Consider the following 23,850-nt stretch of genomic DNA (forward strand, 5'->3'; position numbering starts at 1 on the left):
AATTCAAGACGTCATTCTTGGAGATCTCGCACTGCAGCCTCATGGACAACGGACTCAAGCCAGTCATGCATGCTGAGCCCTTTTTTCAGACGGGCCTTGTGCGCAAGATCTTTGGTCTCCACGCTGACTCCCTCCAGCTGGCCCAAATATCGTGAACGCAGGGTGCCACCACGGGGACCTGGAATGGGGTAATCGAAATTTCCCGACGGCTCCCCTTCTGCAACACGGAAGTCGATCGTATAAAACACGCCGCCGATGATCCAGCGCACGCAGACCTCCCGTGCTTCAACTGGCAGATGCTCAAGAGGCAGCGGCGCCATGAATTGCGGATTGGTCGTGGTCAGGATTTTCGCAAACTCTGTTTTTCTCAGCCACACGGGGATGCTTTCGTCGCCGACAACCACCTTGCCGCCGGGACGACACACGCGAACCATTTCAGCGAGAGCTTTGGCGATGTCTGGGAACTCACCGAGGCCGCCGAAGCTAAAGACAGCATCAAAACTGTTATCTGCGTATGGCAGGCTGGTGGCGTCCGAAAGGGAGTAAGAAACGGGAACCTCGACGTCGGTGAGCTTGGCACGCGCTTTGGCCAGCATGCCTGCGGAGATGTCCTGAAGGCAGAGCAGGCCGCTGGCATTGAGGCGGGAAGCGATGATCACCGAATCCCGGCCGCTGCCGGCAGCAATCTCGAGCACCTTGGAATCCGGCTTCAATTCAAGATTGTCCACAAGCCGGTTACGCACGACGCCTTCATCTTCGCCGTGGGTGTAAAAGGTCAGATGAAGATACTGGTCGTAGTTTTCAGACCGGTCATCGTAGAATGACTGCGCCTGACGTGCTTTGGCTGCCAGCCCTTCGGCCGGCACGAAATCGGGGATGCCGTCCAGGAAACCAAACTGCTCACCCGCCGTTGTGGATAGCGAATTCTTGGAGGCATCCAAGGTGAGAGGCAGCTTGGTGACCGGGCTGATGAAAAATTTGAGTTCGGAAGGATTCATAGGCAAAACGGATCGTGTTTTAGAGATCGGAAAAGCGCGACATGCGCATGAACTGCTGGCTGCTCAGGCGGAATGGCTTGGTGCTTGCGCTCACGAAGACCTGATCATCTTCCGTGCCCTGAGTCACGAGGGCATTGGCGCCGATGAAGCAGCGCTGGCCGATTTTCACGCCGTGGCCGATGGTGCTGTTCACAGCGAGGAAGGTACCGGCACCCACAGTGACCACGCCTGAGACATTTGCGCAGGAAGTGAGCCAGACATTGTCTCCGATGGTGCTGTGGTGGCCGATCATCGCTCCGCTCCAGACGAAGACATTGCTGCCGAGCTTCACGCAGGGATGGATCATGACCTGGTTCATGATGAAGCAGTTGTCTCCATGCACCAAATCTTTCGGCACGCCGGACTGGGGGTGCACGTAGGAGGCCAGCGTGTAGCCGAGAGCGCGCGCCGCGGCACATTTGCCGGCACGCAGTTCGTTCATGTCCTGATAGCCCAAGGCAACAAGGACTTCGTATTGGTCGGGAGGATAAGTCGCGGCCAGTTCTTCAAACGGCACCACGGGCAGCCCCTGCCACTCCGAGCCCGGCATGTAGGCCCTGTCCACCGTGCAGGCGACCACGGTGCGGTCGCTATCATTGCGCAGGAAGTACAGGATGATCTCGGCGATTTTGCCGGTGCCAAAGAGAATGATCGGTTTCATGAAGGGGATGAAGCGAGGGCCAAGAGGGCGACGCGGTCAATCTTACCGTTGGCGTTCTTTGGCAAGGTGTCCAGCACAGTGATGCGGCGTGGAACCATGTAAGGGGGCACGATAGCCGCGACCTGCCGCACCAGCTCATCCGTAGGCAGCTGCTCAGGCATGGCGGCGTAGCCGAGGATCTGCCCCATGCCGTCTCCCAGGCGCTGATAGATGACCGCACATTCGCGGACTCCGGGCAGCGTGGACAAGGCAGCCTCGATCTCCTCCAGCTCGATGCGGTAGCCCATATGCTTGATCTGGAAATCGGCACGACCTTTGAAGTGGAACCATCCGCGCTCGTCCCGACGCACGAGATCCCCCGTGCGGTAGCCGATGTCCGCGTAATCTTGGTGACGCGGATTCTGCACAAAGGCGCGGACGGTGCGCTCGGGATCGCGGTAGTAGCCCAGGCCGACTTGGGGGCCGCGCAGGAAGAGCTCGCCGAAGTGTGGGTCCGACTCATCCAGCGGGAGGATTTCGTGGTCAAAGTTCTGCGCCAGCGGACCTAGAGTCGCGAGGTTTTGCATGTCCTCGAAATCTGCCGCCGGGATGGTGTGGGCGGAGCAAATGCAGGTGCACTCGGTCGGACCATACACGTTTTCAAGATCGCAGCGGTGCCCCAAAAGATCGTAAAGCTGCTTGAGCTTCGGCTTGGGGAAGCCTTCCCCGCCAAAGATGATCTTTCGGATGCTGGGAAAATCCGCCGCGCCCAGCGCACGTGTGGTCAGCAGGTACACCAGCAGGGAGGGCACTGAAAACCACACCGTGCAGTTCGCCGTGTTGATCAGTTTGACCAGCAGGCGGGCATCTCGAGCCTGCGCATTGGTGATGGGAGCCAGGGTGGCGCCGGAAAAGATGGCCGTGTAGAAGTCGAAGACCGAATTGTCGAAATAGATGGGATTGGCGTTCGTGAGCACGTCCTCATTCGTGATGCCAAAACGGTCCCTGCCCCACGCGATAAACAGCAGCAGATTGGCATGAGACATGACGGCCCCTTTCGGCATGCCGGTCGAGCCCGAGGTAAACATGATGTAGGCCGGAAACGCACCGCTGATCCCCCGCACATCCGGCAGGGTTTCCGCAGATGCCAGCCCCGAAGGGTGCTGCCGCAGATGCAGCACATCGGCATGGCCGGCGAGGTTCAGAGCCTCCGCATGCGGGAGCTGCTCGAACGCATTGATGATCAGGCGCGGCTCGCAACTGCCCAAGATTTTCCGCAGCCGCTCCCAAGGGCTGTCCGCATCCAGATTCGTATAGATGATGCCGAGCCGCAGGCAGGCCAGCATGGCAGCATAGGCGGCGGGGCTTTTGTCGTGGAAAAACGCCGCCACATCTCCCTGCCGCAATCCACGCGAATGCAGCACTCCGGCGATGGCCTCAGCGTTCGTCGCGAGCTCGGCATACGTCACCTTTTCACCGGTGGCAGGATAGCACAGGGCGATGCGCTCTGGCTGGTTGCGAATGACCTCGGCAAAGGCGATGGGGAGATTCGAAATGAAGGCCATTCGATTCAAGGGTTAAAGAACCAGTCCGCCGTCCACATCCAGGATCAGGCCATTGAGGTAGTCGTTTTCCAAAATGTGCCGAGCACTCAGGTAAATGTGCTCCACGCCGCCGAGCCTGCGCAGTGGGATCTGCTGCTGAAGGCGGGTGATGATGGCTTCGCTCAGGGCTGCGCGCGTCGAAGGAGTGTCCAGGAACCCGGGAGCGATGGCGGCAAAGCGGAAGCCGAGAGGTCCCAGCTCTTTGGCCCAGGTCTGGGTCAGGGCGTTGACGCCCGCCTTGGCTGCGGAATAAGCGGACTGGCCGGGGTTGCCATGGGCGGAGATGGAGCTGATGGAAACGACCGTTCCTTTGTGCCGGCGGGCCAGCCAGAGGTCCACAGTGCGGCTGGTGACGTAGAAAACAGAATCGAGATCCGCAGACATGACGCGACGCCAGGCGTCCCGCGAATGAACGCGATCACTACGAGAGAGCATATTCACGAGCGGCTCGCTGTGAATGATACCGGCGTTGTTGACGAGAAGGTCCGGTACCAGCCCTGCATCGAAGATGGCCCGCAGGGTGACGTCCACGGCATCCGCATCCGTGAGGTCACAGGCCCATGCCTGGATCTGGCCGCCGCTGGCCTCGCGCAGTTCGGCGCAGGATGCTTCATCACGATCAATCACGCCCACCCGGGCTCCGTCAGCCAGAAAACGTTCGGCCAGATGCCGGCCGATGCCGCGAGCACCGCCAGTGATTAAAACTGCACTTTCTTGGACGATCATACAGCGACGGCATGAGCTTGAAGCGCGCGACGAGCATCACCGACGCTCTTCATGTCGGCAATTTCATCACCTGTGAGCTGCACGGCGAAAATCTCCTCAATACGAGTGATGAGGAACATGTGAGACATGGAGTCCCAGCTGCTGATCTGGCGCAGTTCCAGCGTGTCTGCGACACTGCTCTCAGGGATTGCGAACACCTCGGCGAATATTTTTTCAAGAGTCATGATAAAGGAGAAGTCGGGCAGGCTGTTTCCACCTGGAAAGTGCATGCGGCCTGACGCAGCAACTCTTGGGAGTTGTACATCATCAAATCAAGGATAGAAAGTACCGGCCCGTCGTCCCCCACTGAGCCAAGCTGCAGATTTTTCAGCTCCGGTTTGAGGAACTGCAGTTCCACCCCAGCAGTGGTAAAAACGGGGGAGTCATACAGCTCACGGCCACCGGGTGGATTGACATAGGTGTCAACGCCTTCACGGAGGCAGATGTCCAGGATGCGATGCTGGCCCTTCAACTCCCCCTTGGGGTAAATGCTTGATGAGGGCACAAACTGCGTGGCCAGTCCCAACCATGCGGCAACTTCCTGCAAATTTTGGCTCAAAAACTGCGCCAGATTTCCAGAGGCGGCAGCCAAAAAACCCTGAAACAACGGGAAGACTTCAGCATAGCAGGGAGCCTTCGAATAGGTCGTCGAAATAGTGCGCTCCAAAGACCGCTTCCAGCCGTCATCGGGCTTGATGTCCAGCTCACATATCAGCCGGTTCTGGCTGGCTCCGATCAAAGGCAGGGTGAACCATGCGGGGCCTTGCGGTGTGCGCAGACGGTTGCGGTTGATCCAGCCACGATTGATATAATTGACGTCGTCCAAAAATACGAACCGGTCCGCAGCCGCCATCAGTTGGAAATAACCAATGTAAGGCAGAAAATAGGGCTGCATGACGGCGAGACGCATTTTTAGGCCGGTGAGTGGGTTAAGATGAGTCTGAGCAGATACTGCGAATAGGCGTTTCCACCCATCTCAGCGGCAGTAGCCTGCACGGTTTCCTTGTCGATCCAGCCAGCTTGAAAAGCGATCTCCTCCAGGCAGGCCACCAAGTATCCCTGGTGTTCTTGAATCGTCCGAATAAACTGAGCGGCCTCAAGCAGCGAATCAAAAGTGCCGGTGTCCAGCCAGGTGTGACCGCGTCCAAGCCGCTCCACATGCAACTGCCCGCGCGACAGGTATTCCTGGTTTATGGAGGTGATTTCAAGCTCGCCCCGTGCTGAAGGTTTGACCGTTTTAGCAATCGACACCACATCGTTGTCGTAAAAATACAATCCGGTGACAGCGAAGTTGGATTTGGGGCGGGTGGGTTTTTCTTCGATGGATCTGGCATCCCCATTCGAATCAAATTCCACCACGCCGAAACGTTCCGGGTCGTTCACTTGATAACCAAAAATGGTTGCTCCTTTCCGCCGTGCAGCCGCTGCGTGAAGTTTAGGTGAGAACCCCTGGCCATAGAAGAGATTATCTCCAAGCACGAGCGCTACACCGTCACTGCCAATGAAGTCTTCGCCGATGAGAAAGGCCTGCGCCAGACCTTCTGGGCGTGGCTGCTCTGCAAAGCTCAATTGAATGCCAAAACGTGAACCGTTGCCGAGCAGTCGCTTGTAAAGGGGCAGGTCTTCCGGAGTTGAGATCACCAGAATTTCGCGAATTCCGGCGAGCATCAGTACGGAAAGAGGGTAGTAGATCATCGGCTTGTCATAAACCGGCAGCAATTGTTTGCTGACAGCCTGACTCACGGGGCGCAGTCGAGATCCGGAGCCACCGGCGAGGAGAATGCCTTTCATAGGTGATTTAGGAGGGCTTGTTGGCCATGTTTTTTTCGGCAGCACCGATTCGTTGCAATCCCTGGTTCTTTTTCATCAGAATATCCTCCCACCAGGAACGATGTTTCAGATACCAGCGCACCGTTTCACGGAACCCATCCTCTCTCGACTCCAGAGGCTGCCAGCCAAGCTCCGAGCGAATTTTTGACGAATCGATGGCATATCTCAGATCATGGCCGGGCCGGTCAGTGACGAAGGTGATGAGGTTTTCACTGGGGGAAGGAGGCTCGATCAATTCGTCCACGAGCTGGCAAAGCTTTCTGACCAGCTCAAGATTGCTCCATTCGTTGTTTCCTCCCACATTGTAAGTCTCTCCAAGCCTTCCCTTTTCGAGGACCAGCCGCAGTGCTCTGCAGTGGTCTGACACAGCCAGCCAGTCGCGCACATTCTCGCCTTTACCGTAGACGGGGATCGGCTCGCGCCGCAGGCATTTGAGTATGACCACGGGGATGAGCTTTTCGGGAAACTGGTAGGGTCCGTAGTTGTTGGAGCAATTGGTCACCACGACAGGCAGACCATACGTGTCATGCCAGGCCCTGACCAGATGATCCGATGCAGCTTTGCTGGCGCTGTAGGGCGAATGCGGCTTGTACGGGGTTGTTTCCGTGAAGCCGGGATCTTCGGGTTTGAGCGAGCCGAAAACCTCATCGGTCGAAACATGGAGAAACCGGAAGTCCGTGTGCTCATTGCCCTGCTTTGCCTGCCAGTGGCGCAGTGAAGACTGAAGCAGGTTGTACGTGCCCAACACATTCGTGTGAATGAATTCCTGCGGGCCGTCAATCGAACGGTCCACATGGCTTTCAGCCGCCAGATGCATGACCGCATTAATGCCAAAGTTCTTGAAGACCGCCTCCACGGCGTCAGCGTTGTTGATGTCCGCTTTGACAAAATGGTGCCTGGAATGATCGAGCACGCCCTCCAGCGAACTTAGATTTCCCGCGTAGGTCAGCTTGTCAAGATTAACGATCTCGTGATCTGTTTCCAGAATCAGCTGACGCACCAGATTGGCTCCAATAAAACCGGCACCTCCTGTAACTAAGATGGTCATTAATCTGGTTCTACTTTAATTGGATCTTCGGATTGGCTTTCTGTTTCTCCATCAGGTCGCGCTCCTTCACGCTTGGGCTGCCCTGTAGAAATCCAGGGTGCGGGCCAGACCTTCCTCCCACGAGACAGTCACATGGTAGCCCAATGCTTTCTGGGCGGCACTGATATCTGCCAGCGAATGCAGAACGTCTCCTGCACGTGCCGGTTCGAACGTTGGCTGAAGTTCCTGGCCAGTCAGCTGGTTGATGTCTTTCACGAGGCGGAGCAGGTCAATGGAGTGCCCGGCGGCCACATTGAAGACCCTGCCTGCGGCTTTCTCCGCAGGTGCCTCGGCGGCGAGGAGGTTCGCGGAGACGGCGTTGTCCACAAAGGTGAAATCACGTGCCTGGCTGCCATCACCAAAGATCACCGGCGGCTTGCCCTCCAGCATGAAAGTGCAGAACTTTGCAATCACACCGGAGTAAGGCGAATCAAAAGCCTGCCTCGGCCCAAAGATGTTGAAGTAGCGCAGCGCCACTGCTTCAAAGCCATAGAGCTGATAAAAGAGCTGGCAGTAGCGCTCGCCGCCGTACTTTTGCAGCGCGTATGGGGAAAGCGGCTGCACGGGCAGCCCTTCATGTTTTTCTGGGACGTCTGCGTTCCCGTAGATCGAGGACGAAGACGCAAACATCAAACGTTTCACGCCGGCATCCCTGGCAGCGAGCAGCACATTCAACGTGCCATCCAAGTTTTGCGCATTGCTCTCAAGCGGTTCAGCGACTGAACGCGGCACCGAGGGAAGCGCACCCTGATGAAACACCCAGTCAATACCAGGCATCAGTTTTGCCAGCAGGGATTGATCGCGAATATCGCCCTCAACGAGGTCGATCTTGTCCCCCGGTTTTTTCCAATCAAGATTGGCTGTATTGCCGAGAGAAAGATTGTCCAGCACAATGACTTCAGCACCTCTGCGACAGAGTGCCTCGGAAATGTGAGAACCAATAAAACCTGCACCACCTGTAACGAGAGCCTTCATGCTTTAAAATAATTGGGTTTGCCCTTCATCAGGGTACTGAGCGCATTGCGTGAATCCACCACCAGCCGCGCATATTCTGCGATGAGTGCTGCGTCCACCGCCTTGTGATTGGTAGCCACCAGCACGAGATCGTAATCTGCCAGAGTGCCTGCCGCCAGAGCGACGCTCTGCCGTCCGGCAAAATGAGCATGCTCACGTGAGGGGCGGATCACCGGCACATGTGGGTCGTGATAATCCACTTCCGCGCCCTGCTGTTCCAGCAGATCCCACAGCACATAGGCCGGGCTTTCACGATCATCATCGACGTTGGACTTGTAAGCGATGCCAATCATGAGGATGCGGCTGTCGCGGATGGTCAGGTGCAGCGAGGCCAGCGCCTCCCCCACACGCTGAATCACGTAGGCAGGCATGGCGGTGTTGACCTCGCCAGCGAGTTCGATGAAACGCGTCTCCTGGCCGTATTCACGTGCCTTCCATGTCAGGTAGAAAGGATCGATCGGAATGCAATGTCCGCCAAGCCCGGGGCCTGGATAAAACGGCATGAAGCCAAACGGTTTTGTCTTGGCCGCTTCGATCACATCCCAGATGTCGATACCCATCGCGGCATAGACGACCTTGAGTTCGTTCACCATGGCGATGTTCACAGCCCGGAAGATGTTTTCTGTCAGTTTCACCGCTTCCGCCACACGACAGGACTCCACCGGGACGAGTGTCTTGATCGCCCGGCCATAAACACTCAGTGCATGCTTTTGGCATTCAGGAGTGAAGCCGCCGACAATTTTTGGAATCACCGCAACATCGCTCTGAGGATTGCCAGGATCCTCACGTTCTGGCGAGAAGGCGAGATGAAAATCCACCCCGGCTTTGAGGTTGGAACCCGCTTCCAGCACCGCACGCAGTTCGGTGTCCGTTGTCCCGGGGTAAGTGGTGGACTCCAGTACCACCAACTGGCCAGGCTGCAGATGGGGAGCGATGGAGCGACCGGTGTCGAGCACATAGGTGAGGTCTGGTTCACGATGTTTCGCCAGCGGAGTGGGTACGCAAATGATGATGGCCTCACATTCGGAGATACGAGAAAAATCCGTGGTGGCGGAAAAGCGCCCCGCATCCCGCTGAGCACGCACGGCTTCAGAGGAAATGTGGAGGATGTAGGTCTCTCCTGCGTCCAAGGCTTTGATTTTGGCGGGATCAATATCGAATCCCAGCACTGTACTGCCTGTCCGGGCAAACTGTAGGCTCAAAGGCAGGCCCACATAGCCCAAGCCGATGATACCGATGGTTGATAACGTCATGTAGAGATCAGAAATGTGAAAAACTGGATATGAAGGCAAGGCAGGGGGCTTGCGAGAACTTTTTTCCAAAAAGGAGGGCCCAACGAGTTCATGAAGAGCCATCCATGACATATGAAATGGATCGTTTCTCTAATGACAGTTTTCGCGATCTCATGAAATGAATAAAAAGCGTTGTCGATTTTTTGCGATGCTCAGCATTACACTCTATTGGCAATTAAATATTAAGTATAATATTTATTATACCAATGAGGGTGATATATTAATTCGTGGACATCTTTCACTAGGCAGCCGTCACAACAAACTATTCTTCAAGAGTTTAAAACCATGGCTTGCGACTCAGTCCCAACAGCGTCGTATTTTACACTCCGAAGCCTCCCTTGGTGGGGGAGGTCTGGAACACCTGTGTCATGGCAGAATTGATCGGCTTCAAGCAATGCGGCTGCGCCAGTAAAAAGCAGACGATGCGGTGGCCTTCGCCGCACGCATCGCAGAAGCGACTGGCGGAAAAACCAGCACAGCCTCGACATCATGCTGGATCGTCTCAATGACATCCACGCGCCATATTGAAAGAGAAGCAGTGTAAAAGCACCCCGTCCCCCAGCAGGGGCGGTGTTTGCAAGGAATTTCGCGCCAAAAAAGGTGTTGGCTCCATGCTGCTTGAGGAATAGAGCAGCGTGGATTTCATGGCTGATTCAATTTCTCTCAAACGCGTCTGGCGCATTGCCCACTCCGAAGCCTCCCTTGGTTGGGGAGGACAGGAACACCGAATTCTTGCGGAAATAAACGGATTCCGCCGTCGCGGCAGCGAGGTCTGGCTGATCGCACCCATGAACAGCCAGATTTATCAACGCGCCAGCCAGGCTGGGGTGCAGGTCCTGGCCCAGCGTTTCAATCAGCGCTGCCTGCTGCCGTTTCACGTCCTCCGACTTGCGTGGTGGCTGCATCGCCAGCGCATCGAAATCGTGAATCCGCACAGTTCACGGGATGGCTGGATGCTGACCCTCGCGGCACGCATCGCACGAGTGCCGCTGATCATCCGCAGCCGCCATTTTGACGTCCCCATTCCGAACAAATCGCTCAGCCGCCTGATGTATAAAGAGTGGAGTCATCACATCATTACGACCAGCCCTAAAATCACCAGTTCGCTGATTTCCACCTTTGGTCTGGACGCGGGAGAAATCACCACCCTGCCTACGGGGGTCGACCTCGAACGCTTCAAGCCGGAGGGGCCAAAAGCAGATTTTTCCACTTACCTGCCGTCCCCGCAGACACCGCTCATTGGCATGATCACGGTGATTCGCGCCGCCAAGGGTATTCAGGTCCTGGCAGAGGCCACACATCTGCTTAAAACTCAGTACGGAATTCATGTGCACTGCATCATCGCCGGAGAGGGGCCGGCGCTCGATTATGTGAAGTCCGTGGTTTCACAGTTCTCGGTGGGGGATCAATTCACGTTTTTAGGCCATCGGGAAGACGTCCCCGAAATCATGCGGTCACTCGACATCATCGCAATCCCTTCATTCCATGAGGCCATCCCCCAGTCAGGCTTGCAGGCCCTGGCCATCGGAGTCCCAGTCGTAGCCAGTGACGTCGGTGGCATTCCCAGCATTATCAAGCAGGGTGAAACGGGCCGCCTCGTACCACCTCATGACGCCGCCGCGCTTGCATCCGCCATTCGTGAAACACTGGAGGGAAAACCCCGAACCCAGGCCATGTGTCGTGCCGGACAGGAGTTTATCGTGAATCATCACAGTCTTGATACGATGCTGGACCGTCTGGATGCCATCTATCGGCAGCATCTCGGTGAGCGTTGAGCCTTGTGCTGGTGCCATTTCACCGGCTAGTGTAACAAAGACACCGGCATTTCCCACTCCCTGATACATTATCGTTCATGCACCTTACGGAAGACCTACAGTTCGCAGCCTTGGTAAAAAAGACGCTCACATCCATTTGGAAGTATGTCCTTCCTTATCGCGGTCGTTTCGCATTGAGTGTCCTGCTTGGAATGCTCAGCGCTGTCTTCAACGGATTCATGCTGATTGGTTTCCAGCTGATCTTCTCACTGGTTTTGAAAGGCAAGACACGCACCCTGGGAGAGGGGACCGAACTGCCTTTGATTGGTGAAATCAATCTGGCAAAGATGTTCGGACTCGACGCTGACACCCCGATTGGTCTGACGGGCGTCATGATCGCCTGCTCTTTCATACCAGTTCTGATCTTTTTGCGCGGCTTTTTTGGTTATCTTTCCAGCTACATGCAGGCGTGGGTGACAAGCAGGGTGGCCTTTCAGCTTCGCAATGATGCCTTTCATTGCGTGATGAGGCAGTCACCCGTCTTTTTCAATTCCGCGAAAACTGGCGAACTGATGCAGACGGTGACCAACCAAACCGCCACGGTCCAGCGCAATGCCATGCAGCTGATTCAGATTCTTGCGCAGCGTCCCTTGACCATCATCTCCATTCTTGTTGTCCTCTTTGCTCAGGATTGGTTTTTCACCCTGATGTCACTCGTCGTCTTCCCGGCCTGCCTCCTGCCTATCATTCGCATCGGCAAGCGGGTGCGAAAATCAGGTGCGCGTGAGGAATATGACTCCAGAGAGCTGATGGTGGCCATGCAGGAATCGTTTTCGGGCATCCGGCTGGTCAAAGCCTACGCCGGCGAAAAACATGCCGAACAGCGCTTCGAACGCACCAACGCCAGCATGACCCGCAACATGGTGCGCTGGGCCAAAGCTGTCGAGTTTGTCGGTCCCTGCGTGGAAACTATTGCCTCTTTGGGCATCGCCGCAGGCCTGGTCTATGCTTGGGATCGCGGGCTTGAAGCGGAGAATTTCTTCCTGCTCGTCATGGCGCTCACGCAGATCTATCCGCCCGTGAAGGAACTGAGCCGTGTGCAGATGATGCTGCAAAAAACCACCGTGGCTGCAGGCATGGTGTTTGAACTGCTTGAACGAACCCCTGACATTGTAGACGCAGCAGATGCGAAAGACATCGGACGTTCGCGTGGTGAAATCGAGTTCCAAAACACCGCTCTTTACTATCGTGAAACCAATGGTGAGAAAAAGGAGTCCCCGGCCGTAACCAACATCAACCTCAAACTCGATCCCGGCAAATTTTACGCCCTTGTCGGTCGCAGCGGCGCCGGCAAAAGCTCGCTATTCTCTCTTCTGCTGCGCTTTTACGATCCGGACGAGGGTTCTGTCATGCTGGATGGACACGACATCCGCTCATTGACGCAAAATTCTCTGCGCTCCAACATTGGCATCGTCAATCAGGACACCTTTTTGTTTCACGACACCATCCGTGAAAACATCCGTTATGGTCGTCTTGATGCCAGCGAGTCAGAAATCATCGCGGCTGCGAAAAAAGCTCATGCACATGAATTCATCGAGCAGATCAGCAATGGCTACGATGCCATCGTCGGCGAAGGCGGGTGCAATCTCTCCGGCGGCCAGAAGCAGCGCATCTCCATCGCCCGCGCCATTTTGCGCGATGCACCGGTCCTGCTGCTCGATGAAGCCACCTCCGCTCTCGACACCGAGAGCGAAAAAATCATTCAGGACGCCATTCACACTCTGTCTGCTGGTAAAACGGTCGTCGCCATCGCGCATCGGCTTTCGACCATTCTCGAAGCAGATCAGATCATCGTCATGGACCAGGGCCGAATCCTAGATCGCGGCACGCATGCCGAACTGCTGGGCCGCAATCCGGTGTATCAGAATCTGTATAATCTACAGTTCAGTTCTGATGAACGGCGGGAAACCTGAATGTTCATATCATCCACCAAGGCGGCTCCGGCATAACATCGCAAGGAGTATGAAGGAGCCAGCCGAGGAGCGGCATGCCATGAGTGGTCCGATGTTTTTATGCGCCTGGCAAGCAATCTCTTTACCGCAGCGCATTCATACGTTTGAGGCGAATGCCTGCATCAGAACTTGATCTGCCGCGCCTGAACTGCGAAGGAGATTTCTTGCATGATCCAAGGATTTACCATCGCATCTGCCTCCATCCCGCCGCTGTTTGCGCTGCTGGCCCTGATGCTTGCTGGAGTGGTCATGGTTTCACTGCTGCTGCTGCGTTTGCGGCAGTCGATGCTGGCGGGGTATTTCATCTGCGGCGTGCTGATCGCCAATTCCGGCGTGCTGGCGCTGCTCGGCGGTGGTGAGTCACACGAGCAGGTATCCCAGATGGCTGAGTTTGGCGTGGTGCTGCTCATGTTCACGCTGGGGCTGGAGTTCTCGCTAGGCGAACTGCGCTTTCTGCGCCGGCTCGCGTTTGCGGGCGGCGGCTGGCAGATGGGGCTTTGCATGGCGGTGGCTGCTGCTGCTTCGGCAGGGTTGGTTTCCACGTCGTGGCAGGGAGCCGTGCTTGTCTCCGTCGCGCTTGCCATGAGCTCCACAGCGGTCAGCTTGAAGAGCTTTCAAGATCTCGGTCTCGAAGCCAGCCCTGGTGCGCGCATGACGCTGGCCGTGGCGATTTTTCAGGACCTCTTCATCATCGTCTTTTTCTTGTTCCTGCCTCTGCTCCTGCCTCATGAAGGTGTTGCCACGGCGCTGATGCCACGCCTTGGCTCGCTGGCCTTGCGAGGTGGTGCCTTTGTGATTCTGGCGGGCGTGGCCGCAAGATGGGTCATCCCTTGGCTGCTGAACGCTGTAACGCGCACGCGCAGCCGTGAACTCTTCACACTCTCGGTCATCGGCAGTTGTGTCGGCCTGGCATTTGTCGGTGGTTTGCTGGGGCTGGGGCTGGCACTGGGTGCGTTTGTCGCCGGACTGGCTGTCAGCGAATCCATCTTCAAGCACCGCATTCTGGCGGATGTGATGCCGCTGAAGGATCTCTTCCTCACGCTGTTCTTTGTGTCTGTCGGCCTCATGATCGACGTGAAGGCCGCCATGGTTTTGTGGATGCCGATTTGCGTGCTAACTGCGGCGCTCATGCTCGCCAAAGCAGGCCTCATCACCATCATCGCACGTCGCCTCGGACTCGCCCACAAGCAGGCGCTGATGGCGGGCATCGGCCTGTGCAGTGCGGGGGAATTTTCACTCGTGCTGCTGCAGAACGCCAGCAGCGCCCATCTTTGGAGCAATGACACCCAGCAGACGCTCCTGGCCGCCAGCGCGCTTTCCATGGGCCTCCTCCCTGCCCTGCTGAAGTTTGGCATACCGCTTGGCGAATGGCTGGTGAAACGCGGCTGGGGCCGGGGCAAGCCAGTCAAGGCCGATGCTGGCAACATGCGCCAGCGCATCAGCGGCCTGACCGACCACGCCATCATCTGCGGACATGGCCCCGTGGGCGAAAAGCTCAATAGGGCGCTGCTCGACTCCGGCGTGCGCACACTCGTGGTGGAGCTGAATGCCGAAACCGTACAAAAACTCAAACGTCAGGGCCAGGCCGTGCTGTTTGCGGATGCCAGCCACGAGGAAACCTGGGAGCTTACCCAGCTGAAACATGCCCGCATGGTGGCACTGACCTTCCCAGATGCCACGGTCAATGCCCAGGCCCTGGCCATGATCCGCGAGCATCGCCCGGACATCTCGGTGCTGGCCCGTGCACGCTTCAGCTCTGATGTGGAGCGCCTGAAGCGTCTGGGGGCCACGCAGGTCGTCAACGACGAAACCGAGGCCAGCAGGGCCATGGAAGATGCGGCGATCACTTTGCAGGGAGCTTGAGCATCATTTGCGCAGGCCCCCATACCGCCTAGTCTGAGGGCAAATGTCCCAACGCCTCTTCCTCCTCGATGGCATGGCGCTGCTTTACCGCGCGCACTTTGCATTCATCAAAGCCCCCATCCGCACCAGTGATGGATTGAACACATCCGCGCTCTACGGTTTTGCCAACACGCTGCTCGACATCCTCAAGAACCAGCAGCCCACGCATCTGGCGGTAGCGCTGGACACTTCCGCGCCCACGCCGCGCCATGAGATGTTTCCGGCTTACAAGGCGCAGCGTGAGGAGATGCCTGAGGACATCAGCATGGCCATCCCGCAGATCAAACGCCTGATGGAGGCGATGAACGTGCCCATCCTCGTGCGTGATGGCTACGAGGCGGACGACATCATCGGCATCATGGCCAAGCGTGCGGAGAAGGAAGGCATCGAAACTTTCATGGTCACACCTGACAAGGACTTCGGGCAACTCGTCTCCGAGCATGTTAAAATCTACAAGCCGGGTCGCTCCGGGGCTGACGTGGAAATCCTTGGCGTGAAGGAGGTGTGTGAGCGCTGGGGCATTGAACGCCCGGAGCAGGTCATCGATATTCTTGCGCTCATGGGCGACGCCGTGGACAACATCCCAGGCGTGAAGGGATTTGGCGAAAAAACTGCCGCAGCGCTCATCCAGCAGTTCGGCAGCGTCGAAAACCTGCTCGCCAACATTGATCAGCTCAAGGGCAAGCAGAAGGAAAAACTCGAAGCCAGCAAGGAGGATGCGCTGCTCTCCAAAAAGCTGGCCACCATTTTTGTGGACGTGCCTTATGAAGCTCAAGTGGCTGATCTTGTGATCAGACCTCACAACGACGAGGCGCTGAAGGCGTTCTTCACAGAGTTCGAATTCAACGCCCTCGGCCGCCGGCTTTATGGTGATGAATTCAAAGCTGGGCGTGGTCGGAAAATGGAACAGGCTGCCAGCCAGTCGTCTGAAACATCGTCTGCCCCGGCGGACCTCTTTGCCGCCCCCGCCCTGCCTGTCCCCGCCAAGCTTCGCACCATCGAAGACACTCCGCATGTTTATCATCTTGTGGAGACAGCGGAGGAGCGGCAGAAAATCATCTCACGGCTCGCCGAGCTAAAAGCCTTCTGCTTCGACCTCGAAACCACCGGACTCGATCCACGCGATACGCAGATCGTTGGCATCGCCTTTTCATGGCAGATGCATGAAGGCTGGTTCGTGCTTTTCCCGCGCGAGAAGGCGGCCGCGAAGGCTGTGCTGGAGGAATTCCGTGCCCTGCTCATGCAAGAAGGGGTCGAGAAGATCGGCCACAATCTCAAATTCGACCTCAGCGTGCTGCTCGCGCATGGCGTTGAAGTTCGCGGACCGTTCTTCGATTCCATGCTGGCGCATTCGCTGATCGATCCGGATCAGCGCCACGGAATGGATTACCTCGCGGAATCGTATCTGCGTTACACGCCGGTGCCGATTACTGCGCTCATTGGCACGGAGAAGAATGATCTCTTCAGCCAGTCCACCATGGCCGATGTCGCGGCAGAAGATGCCCGCAAGGTGGCCGATTATGCCGCTGAAGATGCGGATGTGACGTGGCAGCTTGCCGCGAAGATGCGCTCGGAATTGAAGGAGCAGCAGTATGTGTTCGACAAGGTGGAGTGCCCGCTGCTGCCCGTGCTCACCAAGATGGAAAACTATGGTGTGAAGATCGACGTGCAGGCGCTGCGTGAATACGGCATCGAACTCGACAGAAAAGCCGCCGAGTTGCAAAAACGCATTCAGGAAAACGCAGGGGGCCCCTTCAATCTCAACAGCCCCAAACAGCTCGGTGAAGTGCTGTTTGACCGCCTCAAGCTCATCGACAAGCCGAAGAAAACCGCCACCGGCCAGTATCAGACGAATGAGCAGGTGCTGCAGTCTCTCATGGGCCTGCACCCCATCATTCAGGACATCCTCGACTACCGCGAGGTGACCAAGCTGAACAACACCTATGTCGAAGCACTGCCGCATGCCGTTTCACGCGTGACAGGCCGCATTCACACGACGTTTCATCAACTGATGGCCGCCACCGGCCGCATGGCATCGAGCAATCCGAACCTGCAAAACATCCCCATCCGAAGCGACCTCGGGCGCGAAATTCGAAAGGCCTTCGTCCCTGGCGAGGAAGGCTGGGTGCTGATGAGCGCCGACTACTCGCAGATCGAACTCCGCGTGATGGCGGCTCTCAGCGGTGACAAGGCCATGATCGAAGCCTTTGCCAACGGTCTCGACATTCATCAGGCCACCGCAGCCCGCGTCTACGGCGTGGAACTCGACGGCGTGCTGCCCGAGATGCGTCGCACCGCCAAGATGGTCAACTTCGGCATCATCTATGGTATTTCGGCCTTCGGTCTGAGCCAGCGTCTGGGCATTCCGCGCGGTGAGGCCGCCACCATCATTGAGAACTACTTCAAACAGTTCCCCGGCGTGAAGCATTTCATGGAAAAGGTCGTCGAGGATGCAAAGCAGTGCGGATATGTCGAGACACTCACCGGTCGCCGCCGTACCATCCGCGACATCACCAGCGGAAACGCCACGGTGCGCGGTGCGGCAGAGCGTGTTGCCATGAACACACCCATCCAAGGTACTGCAGCTGACATGATCAAGCTTGCGATGATCAACGTCGATGCTGCACTGACGAAAGCTGGTTTGCAAACCCGCATGCTGCTGCAGGTTCACGATGAATTGCTTTTCGAAATGCCCGAGAGCGAAGTCGAACAGGCACGCACAATCATCCTTGATGCGATGAAAAACGCGCTGCTCCTCGAAGGTGTGCCTGTGGAAGTTGAAGCGGGAACAGGGCTAAACTGGCTGCAGGCGCATTGAACTAATCCCCGCTCTTCGGATCAAACGCGTCACGCAAGCCATCGCCAAGGAAGTTGAGGGCGAGGAGGCTGGCGGACATGAGGAGGGCGGGGAAAACGAGGAGCCACCATTTGCTTTCGAGAGGGTTGATGACCTGCGCGCCGTCCTTGAGCAGCGAGCCCCAACTGGCGGCAGGATCTTCAATGCCGAGGCCGAGGAAGCTCAGGAAGGATTCGTCGAGGATGACGGCGGGAATGGTGAGGGTGAGATAGGTAAGGATGATGGTGCTGAGGTTCGGCAGCAGATGCCGGCGCAGCACGCCCATGGGGCTCTGGCCCATGGCGCGGGAGGCGGTGACGAAGGTCATCTCCCGCAGCACGAGCACCTGACCGCGCACGATGCGCGCCATCGTGAGCCATTCCACGAGGCCGAGCGAGACGATCATCACCAGCACCTTGGAGTAGGCCTTTACCTCGCTGATGTTTGCAGCCAGATCCGTCCAATTGCGCGCCTGCGCGGCCAGACGCCAGCCGTCGATCCATTCCTTCACATAATCGTCCAGGGCAGCAATGAGGATCATGATGAAGAGGATACGCGGTACGGACTGGAGGACCTCGACCGTGCGCATCATCACGCCATCGATCCGACCACCTGCGTAGCCGCTGATCATGCCATAGAGCGTGCCGATGCAGAGACTGATCAGTGCGCCGACCAATCCAACGCCGAGTGACACGCGGGCACCGGAGAGCAGGCGGTAGAGCATGTCCTGCCCGTTCACATCCGTACCGAGAACATGTGTGGCATGGGTTTCTGCGGCATGCTGCATGGGCGGCACAAACGAGGCGCTGCTGGTGGATTTCAGTTCATCCGGCAGCAGCAGCGGCACAACGATGGCGATGAGCGACAGGCCCGCGAGAAAACCGAGCGCAATAAGTGCCGCGCGGTTGCGCTTCAAGACCTGCCAGCCGTCCGGCCGTGCGATGGATGCTGGAGCGGCGGCTTCAGGCATAGAGTTTGATGCGTTTGTCCAGCAGCGTGTAGATCACATCCACGAACAGGTTGAAGAGCACAAGCAGCACGCAGTAAACGATGACGGCTCCGCCGAGCAGGAAGACATCGCGGTTCTGGATCGAGTTCACGAAGATCATGCCGGCACCGGAGATGTTGAAGACGCTTTCGACGATCATCGAGCCGGTGAGCAAATGCGCCGCGAGCGGGCCGAGGAAGGTGATGACGGGCAGTATGGCTACTTTGATGGCATGCCGGGCCACGGCCTGCGTTTCGGTGAGTCCTTTGGCCCGGGCGGTGCGAAGGAAATCGCTCTTCAGCACATCCAACAGGCTGTTGCGCATCAAGCGTGCGACGTAGGCGATGTAGGGCGCTGCGAGGCAGATCGCAGGCAGTATCATCTGTGACACCGTGCCCCAGCCGCCGACTGGCAGCCAGCCAAGCCAGAGTGCGAAGACCGCAATCAGGAATGGCCCGCTGATGAAGGAAGGAATGGAAATGGAGAGCAGTGCGCCAAACATGGCAGAGCGATCAATCCAGGTGTCTTTTTTCATGGCGGCCAAGCTGCCAAGGAACACGCCTGCACAACTTGAGATCAGGAAAGAGAGAGTTCCCAGCGCGAAGGAATTCGGCATCTTCTGCTGCAGCAATTCTGAGACACGCCAGTCGCGATAGCGGGTGGAGAGGCCGAGGTCAAAACGCACAAGTGACCCCACATAGGCGGTGTATTGGTTCCACACAGTGCCGTTGAGCTTGTAGCGCGTGAGCAGTGCTTCCTTGATGTGTGGCGGAGGTTCCTTCTCCTTGTCAAAGGGCCCGCCTTTCGTGATCCGTGCGAGCACGAACGTGATCGAGATCACGCAGAAGATCACGATCACGCTGCTGAAGGCGCGGCGGAGGAGAAACGGAAGCATTGCGGAAGTGTCGAATGCCGGAGGCGAAATGTCGAATGCTCAATCACGCCAGCCACCATGCAAAGCTGCCGCTGGGAACGGGCAAAACACCGGCCGCGCCGCGAAGCTGCATTTCGCCATGCTCCACTTTACCACTCTTGCGGCCAAACTGCTGCTGGAGGAGGTGATGCAGAGAAATGGGCGTCAATTCGGGCGTGTGGCAGGAAAGCAGCACGCCGAGCGGCTCAGGAGACATGAGTTTTCCGAGCAGTGAAAGCAGAGGGGGAAGGTCGTTTTCGATTTTGAAGACCTCCCCCTTGGCACCGCGGCCATAGCTCGGCGGATCGAGAATGAGCAGATCGTACTGCCGGTCACGCCGAAGTTCGCGCTCCAGAAACTTGGTCACGTCATCCACGATCCAGCGGATTGGTTTTTCTTCGAGACCATTGATGGCGGCATTTTTGCGCGCCCAGTCAACCATGCCTTTGGAAGCGTCCACATGGCAAACCTCCGCCCCAGCGAGTGCCGCTGCCAGCGTGCTGCCGCCGGAGTAGGCGAAGAGATTGAGCACCCGTGCCGGGCGGTTGTGGCGCTTAGCGTATTCCGTGCAGACTTCGCGGATGCGCCGCCATTGGTCACGCTGCTCGGGAAAGATGCCGAGGTGGCCGAAATCGGTGGAGCTGAGCTGGAACTTGGTGCCATCGACCTCAATGGCCCATGTCTCGGGGAGCTTGTCGCGGCCGCGCCATTGATTGCCGCCGTCGCGGAAGAAGGTGGCGGTCACTTTTTGCCAGTCGGCCTTGGCCAATGTCTGCTGCCAGACGGCCTGCGCGCAGGGCCGTGAGAGCACGACGCTGCCAAAGCGCTCCAGCTTCTGAAATGAGCCGCTGTCGAGGAGTTCGTAACCGTTTGAATCAGCCATGGGAAATTTAGTCGGCCTCAGGCCGTGGATCGCGTGAAAGCAGGGCCTTCATGCCCTCCTTGGGGGATTTGCCTTGATGAAGGACGGCGTTGATCTCATCGAGCAACGGCATGCGCACCCCCCGAGCCTGGGCAGCACGGTGCATGCTGGCGGTGTTTGGCACGCCTTCGGCGACCATGCGCGTGCTGGCGATGATTTCATCCAGCGGTCTGCCCTGTCCGAGCATGACGCCGACGCGGTGATTGCGGCTGTGAGTTGAGTAACAGGTGCCCACGAGATCTCCCACGCCGCTGAGGCCATAAAAAGTCTCCACCTTGCCACCTTCGGCCACGCCGAGACGCACCATTTCAGCCAGCGCACGCGTGACGAGCGCGGCGAGGGTGTTGTCTCCGAGTTTCAAGCCATGGGCGATGCCCGAGGCGATGGCATAGGGGTTCTTCATCGCGCCAGCCCATTCGGCGCCGATGATATCGTCGGTGGTGTAGGTGCGGAAGAAGGGCAGTGTGAAGCAGGCCTGCACCGCTTTGGCGATTTCATCATCTGCGCAGGCTACGACGGCCGCGGTGGCCAGCTGACGCGCCACTTCTTCGGCGTGATTCGGGCCGGTCAGCACCGCCAGAGGAACACCGGGGATGGATTCCCCGATCAGCTGGCTCATGCGGTGGCCGGTTTCGAGTTCGATGCCTTTTGAACAGGACACCAGCACCCGCGCCTTGGAGGACGCCTGGCTTTGTGCGACGAGTTCCGCCGTGCCACGCATGGCCTTGGAAGGAATCACGAAGACGAGCATGTCCGCAGGTTGCAGAGCATCCAGATTAGAGGTGACGGTGATCTGGGAAGGGAGTTCCAGATCAGGCAGGTAACGGACATTGCGGCGGGTGTCGCGAATCTGCGCCATGAGTTCGGCATCGCGCCCCCAGAACTGAACGCTCAGCCCGCGCCAGGACAACACTGCAGCAAGTGCGGTGCCCCAGCTGCCGGCACCGATGACTGTGGCGGACTGAATCATGGCTGCGGCTTCTTTTTGGTGAAGGCCTTGCTCTCCGTGCCTGCGATCAAGCGCTGAATGTTGGAGCGATGCCGGATGAACACCAGAATCATCACCACGATGCCAAAGCCCAGTGTCACAAAATCCCAGCGGCCCTCACGCCACATCTGAACGGCCATAGCCGTAGGCACTCCAATGGCCGCTGCCAGCGAGCCGAGCGAAACATAACGGAAAGCGAAGAGAAAGGAGAGGAAACCAATCCAGCCGCCAAGCATTCCCGCCCGTGAAATGCCGAGCAGCACGCCGCCGGTGGTGGCGATGCCCTTGCCGCCTTTGAAGCCGAGCCAGAAGGTGAACATGTGGCCAATTACGGCGGCAAAACCAGTCAGCACCTTGCCGGCCGAGACCATTTCAACAGCAGTGCCCGTCTGCGCGATCCAGCCAGCAGCCAGCCACACAGGCAACCAGCCTTTGACCATATCGAGGATGAAGACCGGAATGCCGATCCCCTTCCCCAGCACGCGAATGGCATTGGTGGCGCCGATATTGCCGCTGCCGTGCTGGCGGATGTCAATGCCTTTCAAGCGCCCTGCAAGATAGCCAAAGGGCACTGAGCCGCAAAGATAGCCGCAGGCGATGCTGAGGAGTGTGGCGGTGGTTGTGGTCATGGCTTGATCAGGCTCCTAGTAGCCGAATTCAGCCTGCTCTGGCAAGCATTTCATCAGGCCGAAACTGCCGGATGTCATTTTGCGCCGTACTTTTCTTTGAGATACTGCACAGTTTCATCCGCCGTATCCGCCTGAATCATCACCAAATCCCCCGCCTGGGCGGATTCGAGGGCGAGATCAACCGACTTGAGATGACCGATAATGGACTCGACGCGACGAGTGCGTTTGGCGTTTTCCAAGCCAGCGGCAAGCAGCTTCATGATCTCGCCCGATTCTCGGCCGCGCACATAGTCGCCTTCATACAGCCAGGCTTCATCAAATTCTGCGCCCAGCATTCTGCCTTGCTCAATGATGTCGCTGTCCCGGCGATCTCCAGCGGAGCTGTAAACGACGATGCGACGTGCATTGTCAAACTGGCGCAAACCGTCGAGCAGGGCGCGAAGAGCATCCACATTGTGGCCGTAATCAACGATGACGGTGATGCCTTTCAGGTCGAGCACATTAAAACGACCGGCATTTTGATCGAGGCTGGGGACAAAGTTACGCGCCCCTTGGCGAATGAGGTCATCATCCACGCCAAGCGCCCATGCCGCCGCCACGGCGGCGAGGGTGTTTTCCACCTGAAAGCCAATGCGCCCGCCATGGGTGAGAGGGATTTCGCTCAACGGCATGAACACATCCTCATTCGGACCCGTGGCGCGCACGATGTTCCCATCCCGCACATAAATGGCGCGCTCTCCCTGAATGCGATGGCGGACGATGATGGCATTTTCCGCATCAAGAGCAAAAAAGATGGTCTTACGAGGATAAGTGTCCGCCATTTTCACGACGAGCGGATCAGCGGCATTCAGCACGGCGGTACCGTCTGCAGGCACGGCGGCGACGATGCACTGCTTCACCTCGGCCAGCTGCTCCGGAGTGTCGATGTCATTGATGCCAAGGTGGTCACCAGCACCGATGTTCGTGACAACAGCGACGTCACAGTGGTCAAAAGCCAGACCTTCGCGCAAAATGCCGCCACGGGCGGTTTCCAGCACAGCGGCATCACACAGCGGGTAAGACAACACGCTGCGGGCGCTCTTGGGGCCGCTGCAGTCGCCGCTGTCGATCATTCGCGAACCGACGAAAACACCGTCCGTGCTTGTCATGCCCACGCGCCATTGGTTTTGAGTCAGCAGATGCGCAATGAAGCGTGTGGTGGTGGTTTTCCCATTCACCCCAGTCACGGCGACGATGGGAATGCGACCACGGCAGCCGGGAGCAAACATGGTGTCGATGACCGCCTTGCCCACAGGACGCGGCTCGCCTTCCGAAGGATACAGGTGCATGCGCAGTCCCGGACGCGCATTGAGTTCAATGATGACGCCATTGCGCGCGCTCAGGGGCTGCGTGATGTCGGGCGCGATCATGTCGAGACCGCAGATATCGAGGCCGACCATCTGTGCGGCTTCGACAGCGGCAGCACAGATCGTGGGATGAACCTCGGCGGTGCAGTCCACGGCGGTACCGCCGGTGCTGAGGTTGGCATTGCGGCGAATGAGAATCATCCGATCTTTTTCGGGGACCGATTCAGGAGTGACGCCCTGCTCGGCAAGCACGGCCATGGCGACGGCATCAATGCGAATGCGGCTCAGGGC

The 23,850-nt window shown here is 57.7% G+C and carries 21 protein-coding genes; 5 read left to right on the top strand and 16 right to left on the bottom strand.

The genetic code is table 11. From position 1 onward, the window contains the following. Positions 1 to 11 precede the first annotated feature (11 nt). From WAW39_RS05115 to WAW39_RS05160, 10 genes are all read right to left on the bottom strand, one after another. Positions 12 to 998 carry a class I SAM-dependent methyltransferase gene (locus WAW39_RS05115; protein ID WP_422316445.1) on the bottom strand — a complete coding sequence of 329 codons (987 nt, stop codon included), beginning with the start codon at positions 996 to 998 and terminating at the stop codon, positions 12 to 14. Positions 999 to 1,017: 19 nt separating this feature from the next. Continuing rightward, positions 1,018 to 1,698 carry an acetyltransferase gene (locus WAW39_RS05120; RefSeq protein ID WP_422316447.1) on the bottom strand — a complete coding sequence of 227 codons (681 nt, stop codon included), beginning with the start codon at positions 1,696 to 1,698 and terminating at the stop codon, positions 1,018 to 1,020. Then, on the bottom strand, positions 1,695 to 3,242 hold the full coding sequence (locus WAW39_RS05125; RefSeq protein ID WP_422316449.1) for an AMP-binding protein: 1,548 nt from the start codon (positions 3,240 to 3,242) through the stop codon (positions 1,695 to 1,697). The genes WAW39_RS05120 and WAW39_RS05125 overlap by 4 nt, the downstream gene beginning before the upstream one ends. A gap of 12 nt (positions 3,243 to 3,254) precedes the next feature. Beyond that, positions 3,255 to 4,007, bottom strand: a complete 753-nt coding sequence (locus WAW39_RS05130) for an SDR family NAD(P)-dependent oxidoreductase (RefSeq protein WP_422316451.1) — start codon at positions 4,005 to 4,007, stop codon at positions 3,255 to 3,257. Next, a complete protein-coding gene (locus WAW39_RS05135; RefSeq protein ID WP_422316453.1) occupies positions 4,004 to 4,231 on the bottom strand; it encodes an acyl carrier protein in 228 nt (75 codons plus the stop codon). The genes WAW39_RS05130 and WAW39_RS05135 overlap by 4 nt, the downstream gene beginning before the upstream one ends. Further along, complete coding sequence (locus WAW39_RS05140; RefSeq protein WP_422316455.1) at positions 4,228 to 4,956, bottom strand: WbqC family protein; 729 nt, start codon at positions 4,954 to 4,956, stop codon at positions 4,228 to 4,230. The genes WAW39_RS05135 and WAW39_RS05140 overlap by 4 nt, the downstream gene beginning before the upstream one ends. Before the next feature lie 2 nt (positions 4,957 to 4,958). Continuing rightward, entirely contained in the window at positions 4,959 to 5,837 is an 879-nt protein-coding gene (gene rfbA / locus WAW39_RS05145; RefSeq protein ID WP_422316457.1) for a glucose-1-phosphate thymidylyltransferase RfbA, read from the bottom strand. Positions 5,838 to 5,844: 7 nt separating this feature from the next. Further along, positions 5,845 to 6,924, bottom strand: a complete 1,080-nt coding sequence (rfbB, locus tag WAW39_RS05150) for a dTDP-glucose 4,6-dehydratase (RefSeq protein ID WP_422316459.1) — start codon at positions 6,922 to 6,924, stop codon at positions 5,845 to 5,847. A gap of 66 nt (positions 6,925 to 6,990) precedes the next feature. Beyond that, entirely contained in the window at positions 6,991 to 7,938 is a 948-nt protein-coding gene (locus tag WAW39_RS05155; protein WP_422316461.1) for an SDR family oxidoreductase, read from the bottom strand. Continuing rightward, positions 7,935 to 9,230: a nucleotide sugar dehydrogenase gene (locus WAW39_RS05160; RefSeq protein ID WP_422316463.1), complete on the bottom strand. Its 1,296-nt coding sequence runs from the start codon at positions 9,228 to 9,230 to the stop codon at positions 7,935 to 7,937. The genes WAW39_RS05155 and WAW39_RS05160 overlap by 4 nt, the downstream gene beginning before the upstream one ends. 157 nt (positions 9,231 to 9,387) lie before the next feature. On the opposite strand from WAW39_RS05160, the gene WAW39_RS05165 reads away from it, so the two are divergent. From WAW39_RS05165 to polA, 5 genes are all read left to right on the top strand, one after another. Further along, complete coding sequence (locus WAW39_RS05165) at positions 9,388 to 9,681, top strand: hypothetical protein (protein WP_422316465.1); 294 nt, start codon at positions 9,388 to 9,390, stop codon at positions 9,679 to 9,681. 232 nt (positions 9,682 to 9,913) lie between these two features. Further along, positions 9,914 to 11,044: a glycosyltransferase gene (locus tag WAW39_RS05170; RefSeq protein ID WP_422316467.1), complete on the top strand. Its 1,131-nt coding sequence runs from the start codon at positions 9,914 to 9,916 to the stop codon at positions 11,042 to 11,044. A gap of 77 nt (positions 11,045 to 11,121) precedes the next feature. Beyond that, a complete protein-coding gene (locus tag WAW39_RS05175) occupies positions 11,122 to 12,996 on the top strand; it encodes an ABC transporter ATP-binding protein (protein ID WP_422316469.1) in 1,875 nt (624 codons plus the stop codon). Between the two features lie 207 nt (positions 12,997 to 13,203). Next, entirely contained in the window at positions 13,204 to 14,898 is a 1,695-nt protein-coding gene (locus WAW39_RS05180; protein ID WP_422316472.1) for a cation:proton antiporter, read from the top strand. 43 nt (positions 14,899 to 14,941) lie between these two features. After that, the gene (gene polA / locus WAW39_RS05185) at positions 14,942 to 17,755 is read left to right on the top strand and encodes a DNA polymerase I (RefSeq protein ID WP_422316474.1); all 2,814 of its coding nucleotides are present in this window, start codon (positions 14,942 to 14,944) and stop codon (positions 17,753 to 17,755) included. A 1-nt stretch (position 17,756) separates the two neighbouring features. Here polA and WAW39_RS05190 read toward each other — a convergent pair whose 3' ends face one another. From WAW39_RS05190 to WAW39_RS05215, 6 genes are all read right to left on the bottom strand, one after another. Next, positions 17,757 to 18,743, bottom strand: coding sequence for an ABC transporter permease (locus WAW39_RS05190; RefSeq protein WP_422316476.1), 987 nt, complete (start codon positions 18,741 to 18,743; stop codon positions 17,757 to 17,759). Beyond that, the gene (locus tag WAW39_RS05195; protein WP_422316478.1) at positions 18,736 to 19,656 is read right to left on the bottom strand and encodes an ABC transporter permease; all 921 of its coding nucleotides are present in this window, start codon (positions 19,654 to 19,656) and stop codon (positions 18,736 to 18,738) included. The genes WAW39_RS05190 and WAW39_RS05195 overlap by 8 nt, the downstream gene beginning before the upstream one ends. A gap of 43 nt (positions 19,657 to 19,699) precedes the next feature. Further along, complete coding sequence (locus WAW39_RS05200; protein ID WP_422316479.1) at positions 19,700 to 20,557, bottom strand: class I SAM-dependent methyltransferase; 858 nt, start codon at positions 20,555 to 20,557, stop codon at positions 19,700 to 19,702. A 7-nt stretch (positions 20,558 to 20,564) separates the two neighbouring features. Further along, positions 20,565 to 21,566 (bottom strand): NAD(P)H-dependent glycerol-3-phosphate dehydrogenase, encoded by a 1,002-nt coding sequence (locus WAW39_RS05205; RefSeq protein WP_422316481.1) that lies wholly within the window; start codon positions 21,564 to 21,566, stop codon positions 20,565 to 20,567. Continuing rightward, a complete protein-coding gene (gene plsY, locus WAW39_RS05210; protein WP_422316483.1) occupies positions 21,563 to 22,213 on the bottom strand; it encodes a glycerol-3-phosphate 1-O-acyltransferase PlsY in 651 nt (216 codons plus the stop codon). The genes WAW39_RS05205 and plsY overlap by 4 nt, the downstream gene beginning before the upstream one ends. Positions 22,214 to 22,287: 74 nt before the next feature. Beyond that, positions 22,288 to 23,850 (bottom strand): Mur ligase family protein (locus WAW39_RS05215; protein ID WP_422316485.1); only part of this gene is annotated, 1,563 nt, incomplete at its 5' end.

The sequence above is a fragment of the Prosthecobacter sp. genome (assembly GCF_049294395.1).
Classification (GTDB): domain Bacteria; phylum Verrucomicrobiota; class Verrucomicrobiia; order Verrucomicrobiales; family Verrucomicrobiaceae; genus Prosthecobacter.